The sequence below is a fragment of the Actinoplanes sp. DH11 genome (assembly GCF_020873875.1).
Taxonomy (GTDB): Bacteria; Actinomycetota; Actinomycetes; order Mycobacteriales; family Micromonosporaceae; genus Actinoplanes.
This window is the reverse complement of sequence record NZ_JAHWGU010000040.1, coordinates 50,415-70,619: the sequence shown is the minus strand read 5'-3', so window position 1 is coordinate 70,619 and position 20,205 is coordinate 50,415. Positions and strand designations below refer to the sequence as shown.

Here is a 20,205-nt window from a genome sequence, read left to right as displayed (position 1 = left end):
CGCGAAACATTACACGACTCTAAGCCGTGATCATTTCTCGGGTTCCTCCAGGACGGCCGCTCCGGGCCCCTGGCGGGTCCCGTTCGCTCGCCCGTCTCCCTGGCGGCTCGGACAACATTACAACCACATGTCCCGGACACCAAATCGGGGGGCGCGCGACCCGCGTCACACCGATCCGGGCAGGGAAACCCTCAGGTCACTCACGCGTGCGGGCGCACGCGAAGCGCCGGACACGCACGCGGGCGCCCGCGAGAGTGCTGGGCACGCACGCATGTGGGTGCACGCGCGAGTGCTGGGCACGCGCGCATGCGGGTGCGCGAAAAGTGATCGGGCGCGTGCGACGTGCGGGTGCCCGCGACGTGCGCGGAGGGCGTATAACGAGCGCATGCGCACCGACGAACTCGCCGAGATGATCCAGGAGGTGCCGGGGACCGAGGTGTCCTACGGCCCGGGTCTGGTCACGGTCCACGTGCCGGCGATCGGCGACACCGTCAGGCTGGCCTTCCGCGACGTGCTCGACGCGGATTGGGTGCACGTCCCCACGGGGGCCCCGGCCGTGCAGGTCGATCTGCGCCGCAAGCACGAGGCGCTGCCGTTGATCGTCACGGTGGACGACGTCGTGTTCACCCCGGCGTACGCGGACGACCTCGTCGACCCCGAGGACGAACTGCTCGTTCCCGCCATGCCGAGCCTGATCTCCTACTCCGAGATGCACCGCGACGTCCGGGCGCTCGGCGCAGCGATCGACGACCCCGACATCGAGCTGGAACCGGAGATTCTCGCGGCGACCCTGCTCGCGCACCGCTGTTTCATCGCGGGCGCCGTTCGGGTCGGGTTGTGGCCGGTTCGGGTGGCGGCATGGTGGGAGTACACCTCGGCGCAGGCCGCCAAGACCGTCCGGCTCGCCCGGTTCCGGGACGACCCGCGGTGGGATCAGCTCATGGCGGACGTAACGGAGGCGCGCCGCCAGTCGGCCCCCGCCGAGATCTGAAACGGACATCGGCGTCGTCCACGGGACGGGCGGGCGCGTGCTCGGCCCGCGGGGCGGTGGTTGGTGCGGTCGGGTGCTGGGTGGCGCGTACTCCGGCATGGAAGAAGGGCGGGGTCTCCCCCGCCCTCCGCCCTGCGTCTCAGCGCGAGGTCACTCCTCGCCGCCCTCGAAGGCGTCGCCGATCTCGTCGAAGGCCTCGCCCGCGACGTAGCCCGCGGCCAGACCGCCGGCGACGCCCATCGCCATGCCGCCCATGCCGCCGTGGTGGCCGCGCCCGTGACCCCGGTAGTGGCCGTGGTGGCCGTAGCCCGGCTGCTGACCGTAACCGGGCGGCGGGTAGCCGGGGGCGCCGTAGGCAGGCTGACCGTAACCGGCCGGCGCGCCGAAGCCGGGCATGGACTTGCGCTTGTCGAGGGCCTGGCGGACCCAGCCGTCGACGACTTGGCGCCAGTCGGTGGTGTCGGCGTCGTGGTGCGACACGGTGTAGCGGCCGTAGGTGTCGTGACCCTGGGTGAACAGGCCGCCGCGCTTGTCGAACTCGAGGACGACCTCGACAGCCTGCGGGCTGGTCACGAACGTCAGCTCGACCTCGTTGATGCCGTGCGCGTACTGCTGCGGCGGGTAGAACTCGATCTCCTGGTAGAACGGCAGCGTCTGGTGCACGCCGTAGATCTGGCCGTGCTCGATGTCGGCGGACTTGAAGCGGAAACCGAGCTGCGCGAACGCGTCCAAGATCTTCTGCTGGATGGGCAGCGGGTGCACGTGCACCGGGTCGAGGTCGCCCTTGTCGACCGCGCGGGCGATCGCCACCTCGGTGCGCACGCCCATCACCATGCCGCGCAGGTTCTGCCCGTAGACCGTGGTGATCGGCGTTTCCCACGGCATGTCGATGCGGAACGGGATGGAGAGCTGCTGGCCGGCGGCGAGCCGCATCGGGCCGCTCACGGTGAGCCGGAAGAAGTCGGCGACGGCCGAGTAGTCGTTGCCGCCGGACTCGACCTCCATCCGGGTGACCAGGCCGAGGGTGATGTGCTCGACGTCCGCGTCCTGCGTGCCGCCGACCACGTTGACCTGGCCGGTCAGCGGCGCCCCGGGGTAGGTGCTGGGGTTGGACAGCACGGTGTCCACGCTCGGCCCGCCGACACCGAGGGCGCCCAGCAACTTCTTGAAGACCACGTTTTTCTCCCGCTTCGACATGACCGGCCCGGCTGGAGAACTGATCCAGCCCGGCCGGAAAACTAGCAGCGCCCGCTGAAGGAACCCTGAGAAGAGGGTACGGCGACGGTGCAACGCGTATGGCGCCGGTAGCTGTCTTTCCCCTGGCGGGGGACGGTTATTTGCGGCCGACGGCGCCGTACATCGAGACTTCCGCGGCGCTCGGGCGCTCCTCGTTGTCGGGTCGCCAGTCGCTAAGGGCCACGATGCCCGGGTCGATCAGTTCGAGGCCGCTGAAGAATCGCCCGAACGTGTCCTTGTCACGCGGCCAGGCGTCGACGTGGCCGGCGGCGAGCATCTGGTCGTAGACGGCGGCGACGTGCGGGGGCACGAAATCCTTGGTCGAGTTGGTCGCGACCAGGTAGCTGCCGGGCGGTGCCGCGTCGAGCAGTTCGGACACGACCGCGCGGGCCTTGTCGTCGTCCGGGATGAAGTGCAGGACGGCGATCAGCAGGATGCCGACCGGCTGGGTCAGGTCGAGCGTCTTGCGCAGGTCGTCGTCGGCGAGGATGGCGCCGGGCTCGTTGAGGTCGCCGCGCACGAACGTGGTCGTGCCGGCGCTCATCAGGGCCCGGGCGTGCGCGAGCACCATCGGGTCGTTGTCGGCGTAGACGACCCGGCTGTCCGGCGCGATCGACTGGGCGACCTCGTGGGTGTTGTCGGGTGCGGGCAAGCCGGTGCCGATGTCCAGGAACTGCCGGATGCCGGCCTCACCGGCCAGGAAGCGGATGGCGCGGTTGTGGAAGGCACGGCCCTGGCGGGCGGCGGTGCGGACGGCGGGGTACGCCTGGGCGATCCGGTCACCCGAATCCCGATCGACCTGGAAGTGGTCCTTTCCGCCGAGCCAGTAGTTCCACCGGCGGGCCGGTGAGACGGTTTTCTGATCCACAGTGGGGACGCTGTCGTTCGAGGTCACGCGCTGCCTCCGGGCCGATGGGTCGATCGGTCAGGCGGCCATCCTATCGATCTTCCCGGATATCGTGGGGTCTACATCGGACATTGATAGGTGCCGGAATACCGGAATATCCTGCGGCGTGGCCACGCAAGCACCGCCCTACCGACCGGTCCTGCCGGGTTTCCCGCCGGACGACCCGGCGCACGGTCACGGCGGCTCCACGATCGCCGTGACCATGCGGTACGCGCCGCTCGCCTTTCTGCTCGGGCTCTACACCCCGGTCCTGGAGATTGACGGCCAGGGTGTACCGGCGACGTGGGGCCGGGTTGCCACGGCGGTCACGCTCGGGCAGCACCACGTGCACGTCCACGTGCCCTACCTGATGCCGTCGAGGATCGGCACCGCCGAGACGACGGTGCTGGCGGTGGCCGGACGGACGGTGGAGCTGGAGTACCGGGCTCCGCTGCTCTCCTTCCTGCGCGGCAACCTCGGTGTGCCGCCGCAGCGTTACCCGGGGCTTGTCGCGGCGGTGGCGCTGCTGGTGCTGGCGGTCGCGCTGCTGCTCTGCGGTTGCGTCGGGCTGGTGCTGTCCGCGACGGCGTGACCGCCGCGCGGGGCCCACCACCCGTCACGGTCTTGCTTGCAGCTCCTCGTGCAGGGCCCGCATCAATTCGGCACTCGTGAAGGGCTTCTCGAGCAGGTGCACCTCGGCCGACAGCGTGCCGTGCGTGGTGAGCACCGGCTGGGCATAACCGGACATGAACAGAACCCTGATCCCCGGCTGCGTCCGGTGCACCGCGGCCGCCACGTCGCGGCCCAGCATCCCCGGCATGATCACATCGGTGAGCAGCACGTCGACCGGGTTGTCGGCGGCCAGCCGCAGCGCCTCGTCGCCGTTGCCGGCGGCCAGCACCGTGTAGCCGCCCCGCCGCAGGATCCGGCAGGTCACCTCGCGCAGCGCGGCCTCGTCCTCGACCACCAGCACGGTCGCGCCGTGCCCGCTCAGCTCGGCCGCCGACTCCTCCGGCCCGGTCTCCTGCGCCTGCGCGTCGGTGGCCGGCAGCAGGATGGTGAAGGTGGTGCCGATGCCGGCCTCCGAGTAGATCTGCACGGTGCCGCCGGCCTGCGTGACGATGCCGTAAACGGTGGCCAGGCCCAGACCGGTGCCCTGCCCGCTGGGCTTGGTGGTGAAGAACGGCTCGAACGCCTTCTCGATCACCTCCTGCGGCATGCCGGTGCCGGTGTCCGAGACGCGCAGCCGCACATAGGAGCCGGCGCTGAGTCCGGCGCGGGCGGCGGCGTGCTCGGCGTCGACCCACACCGGCGCGGTGTCGATGGTGAGCCGGCCGCCGCCCGGCATCGCGTCGCGGGCGTTCACCGCGAGGTTCACCAGGACCTGCTCCAGCTGACCAGGATCGGCCATCACCGACGGCAGGCCGGCAGTGGTCCGCACCGTCAGTGCGATGTGCTCGCCGAGCGACCGGTCCAGCATCTGATGCACCTCGGTCACCACCGCGTTGAGGTCCAGCGGCCGCGGCCGGATCACCTCCCGCCGGGCGAAGGCGAGCAGCTGGTGGGTGAGGTCGCTGCCGCGCCGGGCGGCCCGGGCGATCTGCTCGGCGTCGGCGGCGGGCGGGGTACCGGCGGCGTCCTCGACGATGAACGACGCGTAGTTCAGGATCACCGCGAGCAGGTTGTTGAAGTCGTGCGCGATGCCACCGGCCAGTTGGCCGAGGCTCTCCAGACGCTGTGCCTGCTGCATCCGGGCCTCCAGACGCTGCCGGTCGGCCTCCTCCCGCAACCGGCGGCGCTCCTGCTCCACGGCCAGCCGCTCGGTGATGTCCCGGACCACCGCGACGATCACCACCCCGCTGTCGGTGCGCAGGGAGCTGCAGGCGATGTCGACCGGCAGCTCGCGGCCCCCACGGCGGATCGCCCGGCGGGTGGCCCAGCGCTGATCACCGGCGAGGTCCGCATCCGGGTCGGCCCGGACCGTGTCCAGCGGGGTGCTGTCGCCACCGGTGCGCAGGACCGTCGAGACCGGCGGCAGCCCGTCCGGCAGCAGCTGCGGGAGCGGCATGTGCAGCAGGTCGTAGCGCGGGTGGTCGAAGAGCCGTTCCGCCTCCGCGTTGACCAGCACCACCTCACCGGACTCGGCGACACCGAGCACCGCGTCCGGTGCGGCGTCCAGGATCGCCTGCACTCGCGCCTCGGCGCGCTCCCGGTCACTGATGTCCCGGGTGATCGTGGTGATGCCGATCATCTCGCCGCTCTCGTCCAGCAACGGCGACACCAGTGTGGAGACGGCGATGGGGTCGCCTTTCGCGGTGAGCCGCACAGTGCGGTACCGGTCGACCCGCCCGCCGAGCCGGACCAGGAGCCGGACCTGCTCCTCGTCGGCGCGCCGCTCCGGCGGGATGATCGCATCGATCGACTTGCCGATCATGTCGGCGGCCGGGTGGCCGTAGAGCATCTCGGCGCCCGGGTTCCAGGAGAGCACCACGCCGTCGAGGTCGGTGGTGACGATCGCGTCGTGCGAGGACTGCACGATCGAGGCGAGCAGCGCGCGGGCCTGCGCGGCCTGGCGTTGCGTCGTGTCGTCGCGGAGCACCGCGGTCACGTACGTCCCGGCGTCGGGTGCGGTCACCGCGGAAAGGGAGATCTCGACGGGGAAGACGGTGCCGTCGCGGCGCAGGCCACGCAGCGGAAGGCGGCGCAGCGGAGGATGCTCACCCGCGAGGTACGCGGCCCGCTGTGCCGGACAACTGTCGCCGGCGTCGTCGGGGATCAGATCGTCGATGGACCGTCCGACGAGCGTGCCCGGTGGGTAGCCGAACATGTCGTGCGCCCGGGTGTTCGCGAGGGTGATCAGGCCGTCCGAGCGGCTGACGACGACCGCGTCCGGGGCGGTGTCGATCAGGAGCGCCGGGATGTCACGTGACTCCACCGATGCCTCCCTCCCCCCAGGACCATTTTAATCTGATATTCCCGGTATGTTGCGTAACAATCGTCAGGGTGAGAGCAATGCCGGAACCGCCGATCGACCCCAACCGGCCCAGTGCCGCCCGGATCTACGACGCGTTCCTCGGTGGCACCCACAACTTCGCCGCGGACCGGGCGGTCGCCGACCGCACCGCCGAACTGCTGCCGATGACGCCCCGGATCGCGCGGGCCAACCGGGCGTTCCTGCGCCGCGTCGTGCGGTTCGCGACTGCGCGCGGCATCCGCCAGTTCCTCGACCTCGGCTCCGGCATCCCGACCCAGCAGAACGTGCACGAGATCGCCACCGAAGCCCGGGTCGTCCACGTCGACGTCGACCCGGCCGCCGTGCTCTACTCCCGGCACCTGCTCGGTGACGACTCGCGCGTCGCCGTCGTCCACGGCGACCTGCGGCAGCCGTCGCTGGTGCTGGCGGAGCCGGCGGTGCGGAAGCTGATCGACCCGGGCGAGCCGGTCGGCATCCTGATGGTCGCGGTGCTGCACTTCCTGCCGGAGAGCCCGGCACTCACCGCGGCCCTGCGGGATTACCGCGAGCTGGCCGCGCCGGGCAGCGTCCTGGCGATCTCGCACGCCGCCGCCGGCGAGAGCCCGGCCGAGCTGGAACGCATCGCCGACCTCTACAACCGGACCGGCTCGTCGCTGCTGCCCCGCACCACCGAACAGGTCGAACGGTTCTTCGACGGGTGGCGGCTGGTCGAGCCCGGCGTCGTGCAGGGACCCGAGTGGCGGCCCGACCCCGGCGACGACACCACCGGGGCGGCCGGATATCTCACGCTCGCCGGTGTCGCGGTGCGCTGACGTCCGCCGGGCGGTCCCAGCCGTCGCACTCGTCCTCCGGCTCCACCTCGATCAGGTCGAGCAGGTCCGGGCCGGCGTGCTCGACGTCCACCGTGCCACCGACCAGGCCCAGCAGGGCGGCACAGTTGCGCCCGTACCCCTGGATCATGCGGTCCACCCGGGTCGGGTGACCGCACCGGCGGCACGGGCGCATCCGTTCCACTCGAAGATCGGCCATGCGTTCGATTATCCGACGGATCACGCCTCGCCGAGGGCCTCGGCGAGCTCTTCCTTCGACATCGTGGAACGGCCCGGGATGTCCTGCTCGCGCGCCATGTCGTAAAGCTCGTTCCGGGAGTGGTGCTCGTGCCCGGGCATCGCGCCGGTGGTCGCCTCGATGAAACGGCGGCCCATCTCCTCGCGCTCCTCCGGGGTCAGGCGCTCCGCCAGGATCGGGAGAAGTTCCTCCTCTTCCTCCTCGACGTGGTGCCGCAACTCCCCCACGATCGCCGCGATCGTGCCGTCGTAGCCGGGGGCTTCCGGGTCGCCGCGCAGCAGGTTCTGCAGCATCTCCTCGATCTGGTGGTGCTCGACCGCGCCGTCCACGACGTCCTCGCCGGCCTCGGCCGCCTTCGCCCGGATCGTCGGGTAGACGAAGGCCTCCTCGGCCTCCGAGTGCGGCAGCAGCAACCGGTGCACCTCGTGCAGGAGTGCGGCCTTGTCGACGCCGTCGTGCGTCGCCTCCTCCAGCAGCTCGTCGACCTGCTGATGCTGCTCCTTGATCACCTCTACGATGTCCGGCACAGAAACCCCCTCATATGCAGACGAATTGCCCCCCTGCGGAGTTACCCCGGCTGACAGGAAACACTCATCTTCTGATCGCCTAGCCTGCAGCGGGCGAGACGTCGAGAAGGAGAGCACGTGCAAGCGTTCCGGGTCTTCCGCATCACCGCGGTCGCCGAGGCGATCTCGTGGACCGGCCTGCTGGTGGGCATGTTCCTCAAGTACGTCACGGAGACGACCGAGGCCGGCGTCTGGCTCTTCGGCCGGCTGCACGGCGGGCTCTTCGTGGCCTACCTGGTGGCCACTCTCTGGGTGGCGCGCGCCGAGCGCTGGTCGCTGTGGCGCACCTTCTTCGGCCTGGCCGCCTCCGTCCCGCCGCTCACCACCCTGATCTTCGAACGCTGGGTCGCCAAGCGCCGCCCGGCCGGGTCGACGCCGGTCCCGGGGGCCGCCACCGCCGGGACCGGCGTCCCCACCACCTGACGGCGATCTACTTGACGGCGATCGGGTTCACCGGGGACCCGACCGCACCGGTGATCGGCAGCGGCGCCGCGGTCAGCCAGAACTCGTGGACGCCGTCCGCCGTGCAGTCGGCGGCCAGGGCATCCAGGTCCCACATCTCGCCGAGGAAGAGCCCGATGTGCGGGATCGCCACCTGGTGCAGGGGCTGGAAGGCGTGGTCGAACTCGTTCGGCCGCACCTCGAAACCCCAGGTGTCGGTGGCGATCGCGGCGATCTCGGTGCGGTGCAGCCAGTCCGCCGTGGTGAACGACAGCCCCGGTGCCGGGCCGCCGGCGTAATCGCCCCAGCCGTCACGCCGCGCGCGGGCCAGCTGACCGGTCCGGATCAGCACGATGTCGCCCGTACCGACCGACACACCGTGCGCCTCGGCGGTGGCCCGCAGGTGCTCCTCGGTGATGGCGAACCCGTCCGGGAGCTCGCCGTCCGTCCCCAGCACCCGCCCCACGTCCAGCAGGACTCCCCGACCGGCGATCACGTCGGCCACCGTCTCGATGCCCGTCCGCAGGTCGCCGAGGCTGGTCACCACCTGGTCCGCTCGCCGGCCGTTCCACGCCATACCGTGGTCGAAGATGTGGCCCAGCCCGTCCCACTGCGTCGAGCACTGCAACGGCATCGCGATCACGTCGTCGGCGCCGCCGAGCCCGTGCGGGAAGCCCTGCACGCCGGTGACCGCGTCGGTGCCGGTGTCCAGCATCGTGTGCACCGGGTTGGTGCGCCGGCGCCAGCCCTTCTGCGGCCCGTCGGCGTCGAAGCTCTGCGACAGCGAGAACGACACGCCGCGCCGCACCAGCCGCGCGCCCTGCGCACGTTTCTCCGGGGTCAGGAAGTTCATCGTGCCGCGCACGTCGTCGGCACCCCACCGCCCCCAGTTGGAGCAGCGTTTCGCCGCCGCCGCGATCGCGCCCTCCGGGTCCGTGCGGTCGATCATGCGATCCCCTGGAAGACGTCGTTCACCCAGTCGGCGATGAACGTCTGCACGTGCGCGAAGTGGTCGAGGCCGATGTGCTCGGCGCCGCCCTCCTCCTTCGTGAAGACCCGCAGCTCGCGGCGGGGCGAGTTGACCGCCTGCTCGTAGGAGCGGTGCGCGTACGCCAGCGGGATCTGCCTGTCGTTCTCGCCGTGCGCGATCAGGAACGGCACGGTGATCCGCTCCACCACACCGTCGAGGTTGACCGCCTCCGCCTTGGTGATGAAGGTGTCGAGGTCGGTCTCGCCCCACACCCAGAGCACGTGGTCCCAGTAGTGCGGGACCGGGTTCTCGCCCTCGCGCTCCAGGCGGCGCTTCTGCACGGCACCCCAGTCGTGGTTGGCGCCCCACGCCACGCAGAGGGCGAGCCGCTTCTCGAAGGCGGCCGCCCGCGGCGCGTAGTACCCACCCAGCGACCAGCCGATCAGGCCGATCTTGGCGGGCAGCACGTCGTCCCTGGTCAGCAGATAGTCGACGCACGCCGCCGCCCAGTCCTCGGTCTCCACGCGACTGGTCAGGCCGAGGAACCGCAACGCCTCGCCACTGCCCGGGCAGTCGACCATCAGGGTGTTGACGCCCCGCGCGGCCATCTCGTGGGCGAACCCCGAGGCGTACATGTGCTCCTTGGTCGAGTCGAGCCCGTTCCACAGGATGACGGTCGGCGCCGGGCCGTCGGTGTCGGCGCGTTTGAAGTACGCCGGGAGCAGCGAACCCTCGAACGGGATCGCCACCCGCGTGGTCGCCGGGTCGATCAGGTCGAACGCCTTCTGCTGAAGGTCGAGCAGCCGCTGGTAGAACGCCGCCCGGCCCGGTGACTTGGCGCTCTGCATGCGCTCGGCCTGCGCCAGGTAGTTGGTGGCCCGCTGGTATTTCTGCCCGGCCGTGCGCAGGTGACCGGCCTTCTCGTCGGCGGCGGCCGCGGTGGCGAGATCCTCCGCGACCCGGGCCCAGGAGGCCATGAACTCGGCGGTGCCGACGTCGGAACCCTGCGCGGCGAGCTCGCGGATCGGCCGGCAGGCGCGGTCCACCTCGTCGATCAGGCCACCGCTGTTCAGGGTCGCGACGACGCCCAGGTTCCAGACGTAGTTGCCGGGAAAGTACTCGAACATTCAGCTCTGCCTCTCTGCTTGCACGCGCGCCTCTGCTCGCGCTTTCGCCGGGTCGCGGCGGCGGACGGCCGGGAGAGCCTCGGTCTCCGGGCCGGAGGTGATGCGGTTGGTGAGGCTGCCGATCCCCTCGACGGTCAGCGTCACCACGTCGCCGTCCCGCAGCGGCGGCGGATCCTGCCGGCCGCGGCGGCCCCACAGCTCGGCGAGGCAGCCGCCGTTGCCGACCGTGCCGGAGCCGAGCACGTCACCGGGACGCACCACGCTGTCGCGGGCCGCGTACGCGAGCATCGTCTCGAACGTCCACCCCATGTTGCTGAGCAGGTCGCGGCCCACCTCGACACCGTTGACCTCGGCGGTGCACCACAGATCGAGGAAACCGGCACGCTTGTGCACGTCGAGCTCGTCGGCCGTGACGATCCACGGGCCGAGACTGCTCGCGAAGTCCTTGCCCTTGGCCGGGCCGAGGCGCACCTGCATCTCGCGGCCCTGCAGATCGCGCGCCGACCAGTCGTTGAAGATCGTGTAGCCGAAGATCGTCTGGTCCGGCCCGGCGATCGCGGCGACCTCCAGCTCGAAGTCCCGGGCCACCGACCGGGCCGGGAACGGCACGTCGTCGCCGGGCCCGAAGATCCGGTGCGGGTTGGTGAAGTAGAAGGTCGGCGCGTCGAACCACGCCTCCGGCACGCCCGCCGCACCGTCCACGCTGCGGCGCACGCCGTCGACATGCTCCTCGAACGCCACGAAGTCACGGAGCGAGGGCGGCAGCAGCGGCGCGAGCAGCCGCACATCTTCCAGGGGTACGGTCTCCGCGAGGTCGAGCCGGTTCGCCGCGGCAACCCCGCCCGCGATGATCGACTCGATCGCCGGGGCGGCCGCGAAGACCCGTACACCCTGGTCCTCGATCTGTCCGGTCTTGATCCGGCCGTCGTGCCGGAAACGCGCGATCCGCACGGCTCAGACCGGCGGGGCGACGAACACGCCGCGGTCGACGTCGTTGAACGACTGCTTCGCCACGAACTCGTTCATCGGGTTCGCGGTGCCCCACTGGTCGCTGACCGTCGGATCGGAGAAGTCGTAGAGGTGCGGGTGCCAGGTGTCCTCGTCGAGTTCTTCCAGCTCGGTGGTGTACTCGATGGTGTTGCCGTGCGGGTCGAGGAAGTAGCTGAAGGTGTTGTTGCCGGCCATGTGCCGGCCCGGGCCCCACACCTTCTCCACACCGCCGCGCAGCAGCCGGCCGGTGCCGCGCATGTACTCGTCGATGCCGCGCATCTCGAACGACGCGTGGTGCAGCGAGACGTGCGGGCCACGGGCGATCGCGAGGCTGTGGTGCCAGCGGTTGGTGCGCAGGAACCACATCATCTCGCCCATCCGCGGGTGCATCAGGGTGTCCGAGAGCGCGAAGTTGAGGTGCCGGTGGTAGAACGCGACGGTCGCCTCCGGGTCCGGCGAGTTGATCACCACGTGGGAGAGCTTGACCGGGACCGACTCGCCTTCCTCCAGCTTGCGGTGCTGGCGGACGGCGACGTCGCAGGAGACCTCGACGGTACGCCCGTCGATGTCGAAGAAACGGAAGCCGTATCCGCCGCCCGGGGTCAGCAGCCGGCCCGGCTCGGTGACCAGCTTGACGCCGGCGCGGCCCAGTCGCTCGGCGAGGGCGTTCACGTCGGCCTCGTTCGCGGCACCGAAAGCGATCAGGTCGAGCCGCTTCTCGGCGGCCTTGCGCAGCCGCACCGAATATTGCTCGGGGGAACCGGCCGCGGCGAGGAACGCGATGCCCTCGTCGGTGGTCTCGGCGTCCAGGCCCCACATGTCGGTGTAGAACTCGAGCTGCCGGTCGTAGTCGGGCACCGCCAGGTCGACGTGCCGCAGGTGGGTGATCAGACGTTCGTCGTTCATGTCGTTTCTCCTCACGCTCAGGCCGGCTCGGCGACGAGCGCCGACACCCGGGCCATCAGCCCCGGGACGTCGCCGCGCTCGTGGTCGAGCAGCCAGCGGGTCAGTTGCAGGGAAGCCTCGACGACCGTCCTGGCCCGGTCGAGGCGGCGGCCGGTGAAGTCGGACCACACGGTGTCGGTGAGGGTGCCGGCCCCGAGCAGCAGCTCGGCCAGCACGGACGCGTCCTCCAGTGCCTGCGCGGCGCCCTGGGCCAGGGTGGGCGGGCAGCTGTGCGCGGCGTCGCCGATCAGCACCACCCGGCCGCGGTGCCACGGCCCGTCGAGCACGTGGCTCTCGAAGGCGGTGTAGTTGACCCGGCTCGGGTCGGTGAGGTGCTCCCGGATCTCGTCCCACGGGCCGTGGTAGCCCAGCGAGAGCTCCCGCATCGTGGTGAGCGCCTGCTCCGGGCCGAGGCCGGCGCGGTGCTGCACGTCCTCCACCAGATAGGCGTAGAGGGTGTCGGCACCGGTCGGGCAGTAACCCGCGATGTAGCACGGCCCACCGTAGATCAGCTCGGTCCGGGTCACGCTCGCCGGCCGCCTGGTGAACGCCCGCCAGATGCCCATGCCGACCGGCCGCGGCTCGGCGTCGATGCCGAGCTGGCGCCGGGTCCACGAGCGGATGCCGTCGGCGCCGACGACCAGGTCGTAGCGTCCGGTGCTGCCGTCGGTGAAGGTCACCAGGACGGTGTCGCCGTCCTGCTCGAGACGATCCGGGCAGCTGCCGAAGCGGACCTTGGCACCGGCCGCGGCGGCCCGGTCGATCAGGATCCGGGCCAGGGCCGGACGGTACATCCCGAGGGTGGCCGGCAGGTCGGGACCGCCGGTGCGCAGGTCGGTGAGCTCGGCGACGAGCGTGCCGGCCGGATCGGGGGCACGCAGGCCGAGCGTGTCGAACCCGTACCCCTGTGCGGCGACGGCGTCCCAGACGCCCAGCTCGCGCAGCACCCGCAGAGCGTTGCCCTGCAGCGTGATCCCGGAGCCGATGGCCGCGACGTCGGGTTTGACGTCCACCAGGTCGACGGCGACGCCGCCCTCGGCGAGCAGGATCGCCGCCGCGGCACCGGCCGCGCCGCCACCGACGACCAGTACGTTACGAACTGCTGGCACGGCCGTTTCCCCTCTGTTTCGCGTGTGATGGGGACCACTGTGGCCCCCGCCGCCACTATCAGGGAAGCTCGACTTGGTGATGCAAGCCATAGGTCGTGCTTATAGTTTCGCCATGCCCGTCGACCGCGTGTTGGCCAACCTCGACCTGAACCTGCTGGTCACCCTGGACGCTCTGCTGCGGGAGCGGAACGTGACCCGCACCGCCGAACGGCTCGGCATCAGCCAGCCCGCCGTCAGCGGCGCGCTGAGCCGTCTGCGGCGACATTTCGGTGACCAGTTGCTGGTCCGGGTCGGCAACCGGTACGAACTCACCCCGCTCGCCACCCGGGTCGCCGCGCTCACCGGCCCGGCGCTCGCCGGCGTGCGCCGCGTCTTCGACTCCACCGTCGAGTTCGACCCGTCCCAGCTGGACCGCGAGTTCACCGTGGTGACGTCCGACTACGCGGCGACGATCCTCGGGCCGCCGGTCGCCCGGCTGCTCGCCAAGCGTGCGCCCAAGGCCCGGTTGCGCCTGCAGCAGACCACGCCGGACGCGGTCGACCACGCCGCCGACACGCTGCGCACCGCCGACGGGCTGTTCATCCCGTACGGCTTCGTGAGCGGACTGCCGCACCTCGACCTCTACGAGGACCGCTGGGTCTGCATCGTCTCCGCCGACAACACCGGCATCAGCAGCTCGCTCAGCCTCTTCGACCTGGGCGACATGCCGTGGGTGGTGTTCTTCGACCGGCCCACCGCGTACGCCCCCGCCCTGCGCCAGCTGCGGATGCTGGGCATCGACGCCCGGGTCGACGTGGTCGTCGACGGGTTCTGCCAGATGCCGTTCCTGGTCGCCGGGACGCCGCGGGTCGCGCTCATCCAGGAACGGCTGGCCACGCTGATGGCGCCGGTCGCCGGGATCCGGATCCTCGAGGTCCCGTTCCAGGCCGTGACGCTTGTCGAGTCGTTCTGGTGGAACCCGCTGCACACCAACGACCCGGTCCACGCCTGGTTCCGCGACCTGCTGGTCGAGGCGGCCGACGAGTTGTGGCCGCCGATCGAATGACGCCGGTCGCGGTCGGTTCGGTCGGGTCGCGGCCGGTTCGGGAGTGGTGGGACGCGACCGCTTATCAGCCCGGGTGATGGCCGGCATCAGCGAATGTGCCTTCCGCCGGCGATGTGCGGCCGCCCATAGTCAGGGACCACCGAGTGTGACCTGGACCACCGGAAGGCTCTCCCATGGCTCTCAGTACGCCCGCACCCATACGCCAAGCCGGCCGCACCCAACTCATCCTGCTGCTCGCCGGCAGCTGTCTCTCCGTCCTCGGCGCGGTGCTCATCGCACCCGTCCTGCCACAGATGACCGACCACTTCGCGGGCGTGCCCGGCGCCGCCGCCCTGGTGCCGATCGTGCTCACGGTGCCCGCCCTGATGATCGGCCTGACCGCGCCCTTCGCCGGCGTCATCGCCGACCGGATCGACCGCAAACGCGTCCTGATCATCGCGATGGTCGGCTACTCGATCTTCGGAACGGCGCCCCTTTACCTGAACTCACTGGGCTCGATCATCGGCAGCCGGGTCCTGGTCGGGCTCTGCGAAGCCGCGATCATGACCTGCTGCACCACCCTGATCGCCGACTACTGGTCCGGGTCGCGGCGCAGCCGATACCTGGGACTTCAAACATTGCTGGCATCGGTCTCCGCCACCGTCTTCCTCGGCATCGGCGGGGCTCTCGGATCCTCCGGCTGGCGAACACCCTTCTGGCTGTACGCGGTCGCGGTGCTCCTGGCCGTCCCCATGGCCCTGCTGATCTGGCAACCCGCCCGCGCCGCCGCCGCACCGGCTGAGCTGCCACCCATCCCGTGGCGCAAACTGCGGACCCCGTGCCTCGTCACGCTCGCGGGCGGCGTCGTCTTCTACGCCCTGATCGTGGAGTTGTCGTTCGTGCTCGACGAGGTCGGCGTCACCGCGACCGCCACCATCGGTGCGCTGTCCGCCCTGATGTCCCTGGCCACCGCCGCCGCAGCCGGCTCGTTCGCCAAACTCTCCCGCCACACCCCGCGCACCCTGCTGCCGATCGCATTCGGACTCGCCGCAGCCGGTTTCCTGGTCATCGCCGCAACCACCTCAGTCCCGGTGATCACCCTCGGCGCGGTACTCACCGGTGCCGGCACCGGCCTGCTGCTCCCCACCCTGGTGACCTGGGCGACCAACGGGCTGTCCTTCGCCGAACGCGGGCGCGGGACCGGCCTGTGGACCGGGACGCTCTTCATCGGCCAGTTCTTCTCCCCGATCCTGATCACCGGGGTGGGCGCCGCCGTGGGCGGCCTGTGGCCGGCGCTGGGGCTGCTCGGAGTGGTCTCCGCCGTGCTCGCGGTGGCGATGCTCGCGGTGGTCCCGCGAGACGCCGGGCGGCTGGACGTCACCGAGGCCTGACGGTCCCCATCCGGGAGGCTGGGCTCGCGCTCCGCGGTCGCGGAGATGCGTTGCGGCGACCACGAGCGCGAGCCGGGCGGGTTCGGGGGCCGGCCCGCGCTTGTTTATGGCGGCCGGCGCGGCTCCCACTTGGTGCTGGCGGCCGGCCCGGCTCCCCGCTTGGTGCTTGCCGCCCAGCCCGGCTCCCCGCTTGGTGCTTGCCGCCCAGCCCGGCTCCCCGCTTGGTGCTTGGACCCCCGAGAGCCGCATGCCAGCGGCCGTAGGCACGAATCCAGATCCGGATCCGGTGGATTGCGATTATGGTGCCGACCGTCGACCCTGCAACCGTAAGCACGAGCCGAGCCGGAGACGGTCGGAGGCTGTGCAGGGCGGGACACCGGTCTCCGCGAGCAAAGCCGGATCGGCTGGGGGGTCCGCGGTTGCGAGAAACGCCTTACTGCGGCCTGCCACCAGCGCGAGCTGGATCAGGCTGGCTCGTCCCTGTGGTCGCGGCAAACGTCGTTCCGGGGCAAAAGCGACAGCGAACCCGCCCGGCTGTCACTCACGGCTGTGCGAAAGCGGTTTCGCACAGCCGTGAGTGACAGCCGGGCACATCCGCACAGCCGTGAGTGACAGCCGGGCGCATCCGCACAGCCCTGAATGACAGCCGAGCGCATCCGCACAGCCGTGAATGACAGCCGGGTGTGCAGCGGTCGGATTCCACCGGGCTTGAACACCCGTTCCACGAGCGAGGCCACCGCTTCCTGTGATCGTGACGAGCAGCCGGGCGCGTCACGATCGATGACAACGACGCGGACGGTTGCACGCAACCTGTGGAGCCGGCGGCGCCGGGGAGGGAACACGCTCTGCTGGATCGCGTAGCCCACCGTGAATTCGGGGAGCACACGATGCTGCGGGTTGGGGTCGGTCAGGCCGGGGTTGGCTGGGGCAGGGTGCGCGCCGAGCCGTAGGACGTGCCGGCGCGGTCCCGTTCGAGCCAGCCGGATTCGATGAGCATGCGGCGGACTGCGGCTACGTCGTCGGCGGCCCGGGAGAGGCGGGTGTTGATCTCGTCCTCGGACAGGATGCCGTCGACGGCCAGGAAGCGGGCGAAGAGTTCGGCCGTCTGCTGGTAGCGGTCGCTCATCGTGGGCGGCAGGCTGGTCAGGCGGCCGTGCGTGAAGTAGGAGCGCAGCTGCGGGTAGTCCGTCAGCAGCGCGGCGATCGGCTGGGTGCGGTCCAGCTCGTGTGCCACCTCGCGCAGGATGCCGGGCAGGACGCGGTAGACGCCGTCGCCCGTGCCGGAGGCCAAGCCGGCGCCGACCAGGCGGCCCAGCAACTCGCCGACCTGGGCCTTCGGGAGGTCGAGGAGGTAGGTCAGCTCGGCGATCGTGACGCCTTCGTTGCCACGGATCGCCAGCTCGGTGAAGGCCCGCAGCCGGGGCGGATGGGCCAGCTGCATCAGGATCTCGGCGGCGCGCGCGACGGAATCGGACATCCCGTCACCGTAGGCTTCCCGGCTACGGTCGGCGACCGAATATCCGGGGGCCGATCGGGGTACTTCACGTTCTCCTCCGGTTTGGGGCGACGCGGTGCATCGGCCGCGGCGTACCGGCGCGGACTGGAGGCATCATGATCATCTCTCTGGTGGCGGCCGCGGCCGTCCTGTCGAGCGGCGCGGTCACGGCCGGCGGACCGGATCCGGCAGGCAGAACGATCACGGCGGACAAGGGCACGGCGATCACCGCGGGCGAAGCGTTCACAGGCACGGCGGCCACCGGACGGGCGGTCACCGGCGGGCAGGCCGAAGAAACGGCGGGCGAAGGGACGGCGGGCGAAGGGACGGCTGGCGAAGGGACGGCTGGGACCGGTGGGATCGATGTGGTCGCGACCGTTTACGACCCGGACAGCCGGGTGCTCGCGGATGCGGCGTTCCGGTCGTACGGGGACCGGTTCGCGCTGACCAAGCGGGCCACGGGTGGCGGGCGGCCCTACCTGGAGTACCGGTATCTGCGCCTGGACGGCAGCCTCCAGACCGGGGTGCACCACGGGCTGGACACGGTGGACGCGATCGTCACGTTCGACCATGACTTCGGGGAGGGCCGCAAGGTGATGTTCCGGGTCTGTGTGACGGCGACGCGGGGGGCGGATCTGTGCAGTGCGGCCGGGGACGGCCAGAACTGGGCGGCGGGGTACGCGTGACCGATTGACTTTTGTCGATCAGTGAGTGAGGGTGGGGCGCACAGCACTGCCGCCGGAGCCACGCGGCCACGGGAGCACGGGCAGCTCCCGGCATCCACCGCAGCAGGCCGTCACGCGTCGCGTGCACGGCCCGAACTCACGGAGTGCTGAGCTCACATGTCCTCACCCGTACGCCTCAAGCTCTTGATCTCTATTGCTGTCGCGGCGCTGGCCGCGGCGTTCGCCGTGCTCGTCGCACCCAGCAGCCCGGCTGCCGCGCACGGCAACGTGATCGGCCCCGCGTCGCGCAACTACGGCTGTTTCGAACGCTGGGGCTCGAAGTTCCAGGACCCGGCGATGGCCACCGAGGATCCGATGTGCTGGCAGGCCTGGCAGGCCAACCCGAACGCCATGTGGAACTGGAACGGCCTGTTCCGGGAGAACGTGGCCGGCCGGCACGAGGCCGCCATCCCGGACGGGCAGCTGTGCAGTGGCGGCCGCACCGAGGGTGGCCGGTACAACGCCATGGACACCGTGGGTGACTGGAAGGCGACCTCGGTCGGCAACTCTTTCACGGTGCAGTTGTTCGACGGTGCGCGGCACGGCGCCGACTACATCCGGGTCTACGTGACCAAGCCGGGCTTCAACCCGGTGACCACCGCACCGAAGTGGTCGGACCTGGAACTGGTCAGCTCGGTGCCGAACACGCCCGCCGCGCAGTGGACGCATCAGCAGGCGAACGGCGTGCAGATCGACGTGCCGGTGAGTGTGTCCGGACGGTCCGGGCGGGCCCTGGTCTACACGATCTGGCAGGCCAGTCACCTGGACCAGTCGTATTACTTCTGCAGTGACGTCGCCTTCGGCGGCGGTCAGCCGTCGAACCCGCCGTCGTCGTCACCGAGCGTGAGCCCGAGCGCCAGCGCCAGCGTGAGCCCGAGTGCGAGCACCAGCCCGAGCGTCTCGACACCGCCGGTCACCGGCGCCTGCGCGGCCGCCTACACCGTGACCTCGCAGTGGTCGGGCGGTTTCCAGGGTGAGGTGAAGGTGACCGCCGGCAGCGCGGCGATCAGGGGCTGGACGGTGGCGCTGACGTTCCCCGGCGCGGCCCCGATCCAGCAGGCCTGGAACGCCACGATGACCGCCAACGGCAACACGGTGAGCGCGACGAACGTCGCCTACAACGGCAGTCTGACGGCCGGTGGCAGCGCGACCTTCGGGTTCCTCGGCTCGGGTTCGTCGTCCGCGCCGACCGTCACCTGCACGGCCACCACGTAACACTCGCATCCGCGGTACACCTTTGTTACATTGACGTTAATGGGAGCGCTCCCACCCGTCCCCCGACACATCCCCAGAGAAAGGGAGGCAAAGCCCACCGCGTGGTACGGCTCCGTCCACGCCAGTGCTGTGGCTCCATCACGGGGAACGAGGCTGCCCCACCTCGTTCCCCACCCCCCTTCACCTGCCGCCCAGCCCCAGCGTGCTCTGTCGCGGCAGCACGCCGGACGCGGCGATCCGGCCGGCCAGCGGACCGGCCAGCTGGATGAACCGGCCGACGTCGGTGCCCAGCGCCTTCCACGGCCCGGCCGCCAGCTCACTCGTACGCTGCTCCAGGTCCGCCCGCGCCCGCACCCCGGCCTCGGTGGCCGTGCCGTCCGCCCGCACCCAGCCGCGATCGACCAGGCGGGCCCGGGCCGCGTCCCACTCGTCGGGTGTCCAGCCGCGACTGGTGAACACCGACTCCGGCGCCGCGCCGACCGCGGCGAACGACACCAGCAGCTCGCACGGGTCGAACCCGGCCACCAGCGCGGCCGCCACGTGACCGTCACCGCGGTGCTCCCGCAGGATCGTGGCCGCCTGCCAGAGCACCAGATGGGGCTGGTCCGCCCAGGGCAGGTCCTGGTTCGCCGCGGCGAGCGGGCGCCCGGCGGTCTGCGCCGCCTCGGCCGCCCGGCGGGCCAGCGCCGCGACCTCCCCGAGATCGGCCACCCCCTCGTCACCGAGCAGCGCGCGCAACGCCCGGTCGACCGCGATCAGGCGGTGCTCCAGCACCGTCGCCGGCGCCGCCACCGACCAGGCGGCCGGCACGAAGGACCCCACCATGCGCGGGTTGAAGCTGTAGAACGCCGAGCTCACCGCCGCCGCGCCGGCCGGACCGAGCGGGGCGGCCCGCCACGCGAAATAGCTGGGCCAGCGCGTCTCGACGTCGTACCCCAGTTTCTCCGCCTCCGCGGTCACCTCGGGCGCGTAGTAGAGGATCGCGTGCAGCGGCTCCACCACCCGCCACAGTTGCCGCGCCAGACCGTCCGCCATCTCATGCATGTCAGCGA

At 70.9% G+C, this 20,205-nt stretch carries 20 protein-coding genes; 8 read left to right on the top strand and 12 right to left on the bottom strand.

What is annotated here, in order from left to right; translation table 11 throughout:
* The first annotated feature begins 385 nt into the window (after positions 1–385).
* Positions 386–991 (top strand): hypothetical protein, encoded by a 606-nt coding sequence (locus LPA41_RS37170; RefSeq protein WP_229075980.1) that lies wholly within the window; start codon positions 386–388, stop codon positions 989–991.
* A gap of 150 nt (positions 992–1,141) precedes the next feature.
* On the opposite strand, the gene LPA41_RS37165 is transcribed toward LPA41_RS37170, so the two are convergent.
* Both LPA41_RS37165 and LPA41_RS37160 read right to left on the bottom strand, forming a co-directional pair.
* Positions 1,142–2,167, bottom strand: coding sequence for a sporulation protein (locus LPA41_RS37165; RefSeq protein WP_229075982.1), 1,026 nt, complete (start codon positions 2,165–2,167; stop codon positions 1,142–1,144).
* Between the two features lie 157 nt (positions 2,168–2,324).
* On the bottom strand, positions 2,325–3,095 hold the full coding sequence (locus LPA41_RS37160; protein WP_229075979.1) for an SAM-dependent methyltransferase: 771 nt from the start codon (positions 3,093–3,095) through the stop codon (positions 2,325–2,327).
* Positions 3,096–3,240: 145 nt separating this feature from the next.
* On the opposite strand from LPA41_RS37160, the gene LPA41_RS37155 reads away from it, so the two are divergent.
* Positions 3,241–3,705: a hypothetical protein gene (locus tag LPA41_RS37155; RefSeq protein WP_229075978.1), complete on the top strand. Its 465-nt coding sequence runs from the start codon at positions 3,241–3,243 to the stop codon at positions 3,703–3,705.
* Between the two features lie 24 nt (positions 3,706–3,729).
* On the opposite strand, the gene LPA41_RS37150 is transcribed toward LPA41_RS37155, so the two are convergent.
* Entirely contained in the window at positions 3,730–6,048 is a 2,319-nt protein-coding gene (locus LPA41_RS37150; protein ID WP_229075977.1) for a PAS domain S-box protein, read from the bottom strand.
* Positions 6,049–6,125: 77 nt separating this feature from the next.
* Here LPA41_RS37150 and LPA41_RS37145 point away from each other — a divergent pair, with 77 nt between their 5' ends.
* Positions 6,126–6,899: an SAM-dependent methyltransferase gene (locus LPA41_RS37145; RefSeq protein ID WP_229075976.1), complete on the top strand. Its 774-nt coding sequence runs from the start codon at positions 6,126–6,128 to the stop codon at positions 6,897–6,899.
* Here the strand turns inward: LPA41_RS37145 and LPA41_RS37140 are convergent.
* Both LPA41_RS37140 and LPA41_RS37135 read right to left on the bottom strand, forming a co-directional pair.
* Positions 6,871–7,116 carry a hypothetical protein gene (locus LPA41_RS37140; protein WP_229075975.1) on the bottom strand — a complete coding sequence of 82 codons (246 nt, stop codon included), beginning with the start codon at positions 7,114–7,116 and terminating at the stop codon, positions 6,871–6,873. The genes LPA41_RS37145 and LPA41_RS37140 overlap by 29 nt on opposite strands.
* A 20-nt stretch (positions 7,117–7,136) precedes the next feature.
* Complete coding sequence (locus tag LPA41_RS37135; protein WP_229075974.1) at positions 7,137–7,682, bottom strand: hemerythrin domain-containing protein; 546 nt, start codon at positions 7,680–7,682, stop codon at positions 7,137–7,139.
* A 117-nt stretch (positions 7,683–7,799) separates the two neighbouring features.
* On the opposite strand from LPA41_RS37135, the gene LPA41_RS37130 reads away from it, so the two are divergent.
* Positions 7,800–8,144, top strand: a complete 345-nt coding sequence (locus LPA41_RS37130) for a DUF3817 domain-containing protein (RefSeq protein ID WP_229075973.1) — start codon at positions 7,800–7,802, stop codon at positions 8,142–8,144.
* A 7-nt stretch (positions 8,145–8,151) separates the two neighbouring features.
* Here the strand turns inward: LPA41_RS37130 and LPA41_RS37125 are convergent, their stop codons facing one another.
* Genes LPA41_RS37125 through LPA41_RS37105 form a run of 5 tightly spaced genes read right to left on the bottom strand, consistent with a single transcriptional unit; the run spans position 8,152 to position 13,303 of the window.
* Positions 8,152–9,111, bottom strand: a complete 960-nt coding sequence (locus tag LPA41_RS37125) for a cyclase family protein (RefSeq protein ID WP_229075972.1) — start codon at positions 9,109–9,111, stop codon at positions 8,152–8,154.
* Positions 9,108–10,259, bottom strand: a complete 1,152-nt coding sequence (locus LPA41_RS37120) for a S9 family peptidase (RefSeq protein ID WP_229075971.1) — start codon at positions 10,257–10,259, stop codon at positions 9,108–9,110. Before LPA41_RS37120 ends, LPA41_RS37125 begins: the two co-directional genes overlap by 4 nt.
* Positions 10,260–11,210 carry a fumarylacetoacetate hydrolase family protein gene (locus LPA41_RS37115; protein WP_229075970.1) on the bottom strand — a complete coding sequence of 317 codons (951 nt, stop codon included), beginning with the start codon at positions 11,208–11,210 and terminating at the stop codon, positions 10,260–10,262.
* A gap of 3 nt (positions 11,211–11,213) precedes the next feature.
* The gene (locus tag LPA41_RS37110) at positions 11,214–12,155 is read right to left on the bottom strand and encodes a VOC family protein (protein WP_229075969.1); all 942 of its coding nucleotides are present in this window, start codon (positions 12,153–12,155) and stop codon (positions 11,214–11,216) included.
* Positions 12,156–12,172: 17 nt separating this feature from the next.
* A complete protein-coding gene (locus LPA41_RS37105; protein ID WP_229075968.1) occupies positions 12,173–13,303 on the bottom strand; it encodes an FAD-dependent monooxygenase in 1,131 nt (376 codons plus the stop codon).
* 112 nt (positions 13,304–13,415) lie between these two features.
* Between LPA41_RS37105 and LPA41_RS37100 the strand changes: the two genes are divergently transcribed.
* Together LPA41_RS37100 and LPA41_RS37095 are read left to right on the top strand one after the other, a co-directional pair.
* Positions 13,416–14,348: a LysR family transcriptional regulator gene (locus LPA41_RS37100; RefSeq protein ID WP_229075967.1), complete on the top strand. Its 933-nt coding sequence runs from the start codon at positions 13,416–13,418 to the stop codon at positions 14,346–14,348.
* 173 nt (positions 14,349–14,521) lie between these two features.
* Complete coding sequence (locus LPA41_RS37095) at positions 14,522–15,718, top strand: MFS transporter (protein WP_229075966.1); 1,197 nt, start codon at positions 14,522–14,524, stop codon at positions 15,716–15,718.
* Positions 15,719–16,625: 907 nt separating this feature from the next.
* On the opposite strand, the gene LPA41_RS37090 is transcribed toward LPA41_RS37095, so the two are convergent.
* A complete protein-coding gene (locus tag LPA41_RS37090; RefSeq protein WP_229075965.1) occupies positions 16,626–17,195 on the bottom strand; it encodes a DUF2087 domain-containing protein in 570 nt (189 codons plus the stop codon).
* A 134-nt stretch (positions 17,196–17,329) separates the two neighbouring features.
* Here LPA41_RS37090 and LPA41_RS37085 point away from each other — a divergent pair, with 134 nt between their 5' ends.
* The gene (locus LPA41_RS37085; RefSeq protein ID WP_229075964.1) at positions 17,330–17,899 is read left to right on the top strand and encodes a hypothetical protein; all 570 of its coding nucleotides are present in this window, start codon (positions 17,330–17,332) and stop codon (positions 17,897–17,899) included.
* Positions 17,900–18,055: 156 nt separating this feature from the next.
* Complete coding sequence (locus LPA41_RS37080) at positions 18,056–19,153, top strand: lytic polysaccharide monooxygenase (RefSeq protein WP_229075963.1); 1,098 nt, start codon at positions 18,056–18,058, stop codon at positions 19,151–19,153.
* Between the two features lie 180 nt (positions 19,154–19,333).
* On the opposite strand, the gene LPA41_RS37075 is transcribed toward LPA41_RS37080, so the two are convergent.
* Complete coding sequence (locus LPA41_RS37075; protein ID WP_229075962.1) at positions 19,334–20,197, bottom strand: hypothetical protein; 864 nt, start codon at positions 20,195–20,197, stop codon at positions 19,334–19,336.
* Between the last annotated feature and the right edge of the window lie 8 nt (positions 20,198–20,205).

Coding starts and splice junctions, on each gene's coding strand:
- LPA41_RS37170 (WP_229075980.1), top strand. CDS start 386: ATGCGCACCGACGAACTCGCCGAGATGATCCAGGAGGTGCCGGGGACC.
- LPA41_RS37145 (WP_229075976.1), top strand. CDS start 6,126: ATGCCGGAACCGCCGATCGACCCCAACCGGCCCAGTGCCGCCCGGATC.
- LPA41_RS37140 (WP_229075975.1), bottom strand. CDS start 7,116: ATGGCCGATCTTCGAGTGGAACGGATGCGCCCGTGCCGCCGGTGCGGT.
- LPA41_RS37125 (WP_229075972.1), bottom strand. CDS start 9,111: ATGATCGACCGCACGGACCCGGAGGGCGCGATCGCGGCGGCGGCGAAA.
- LPA41_RS37120 (WP_229075971.1), bottom strand. CDS start 10,259: ATGTTCGAGTACTTTCCCGGCAACTACGTCTGGAACCTGGGCGTCGTC.
- LPA41_RS37110 (WP_229075969.1), bottom strand. CDS start 12,155: ATGAACGACGAACGTCTGATCACCCACCTGCGGCACGTCGACCTGGCG.
- LPA41_RS37100 (WP_229075967.1), top strand. CDS start 13,416: ATGCCCGTCGACCGCGTGTTGGCCAACCTCGACCTGAACCTGCTGGTC.
- LPA41_RS37095 (WP_229075966.1), top strand. CDS start 14,522: ATGGCTCTCAGTACGCCCGCACCCATACGCCAAGCCGGCCGCACCCAA.
- LPA41_RS37090 (WP_229075965.1), bottom strand. CDS start 17,195: ATGTCCGATTCCGTCGCGCGCGCCGCCGAGATCCTGATGCAGCTGGCC.
- LPA41_RS37085 (WP_229075964.1), top strand. CDS start 17,330: ATGATCATCTCTCTGGTGGCGGCCGCGGCCGTCCTGTCGAGCGGCGCG.
- LPA41_RS37080 (WP_229075963.1), top strand. CDS start 18,056: ATGTCCTCACCCGTACGCCTCAAGCTCTTGATCTCTATTGCTGTCGCG.
- LPA41_RS37075 (WP_229075962.1), bottom strand. CDS start 20,197: ATGCATGAGATGGCGGACGGTCTGGCGCGGCAACTGTGGCGGGTGGTG.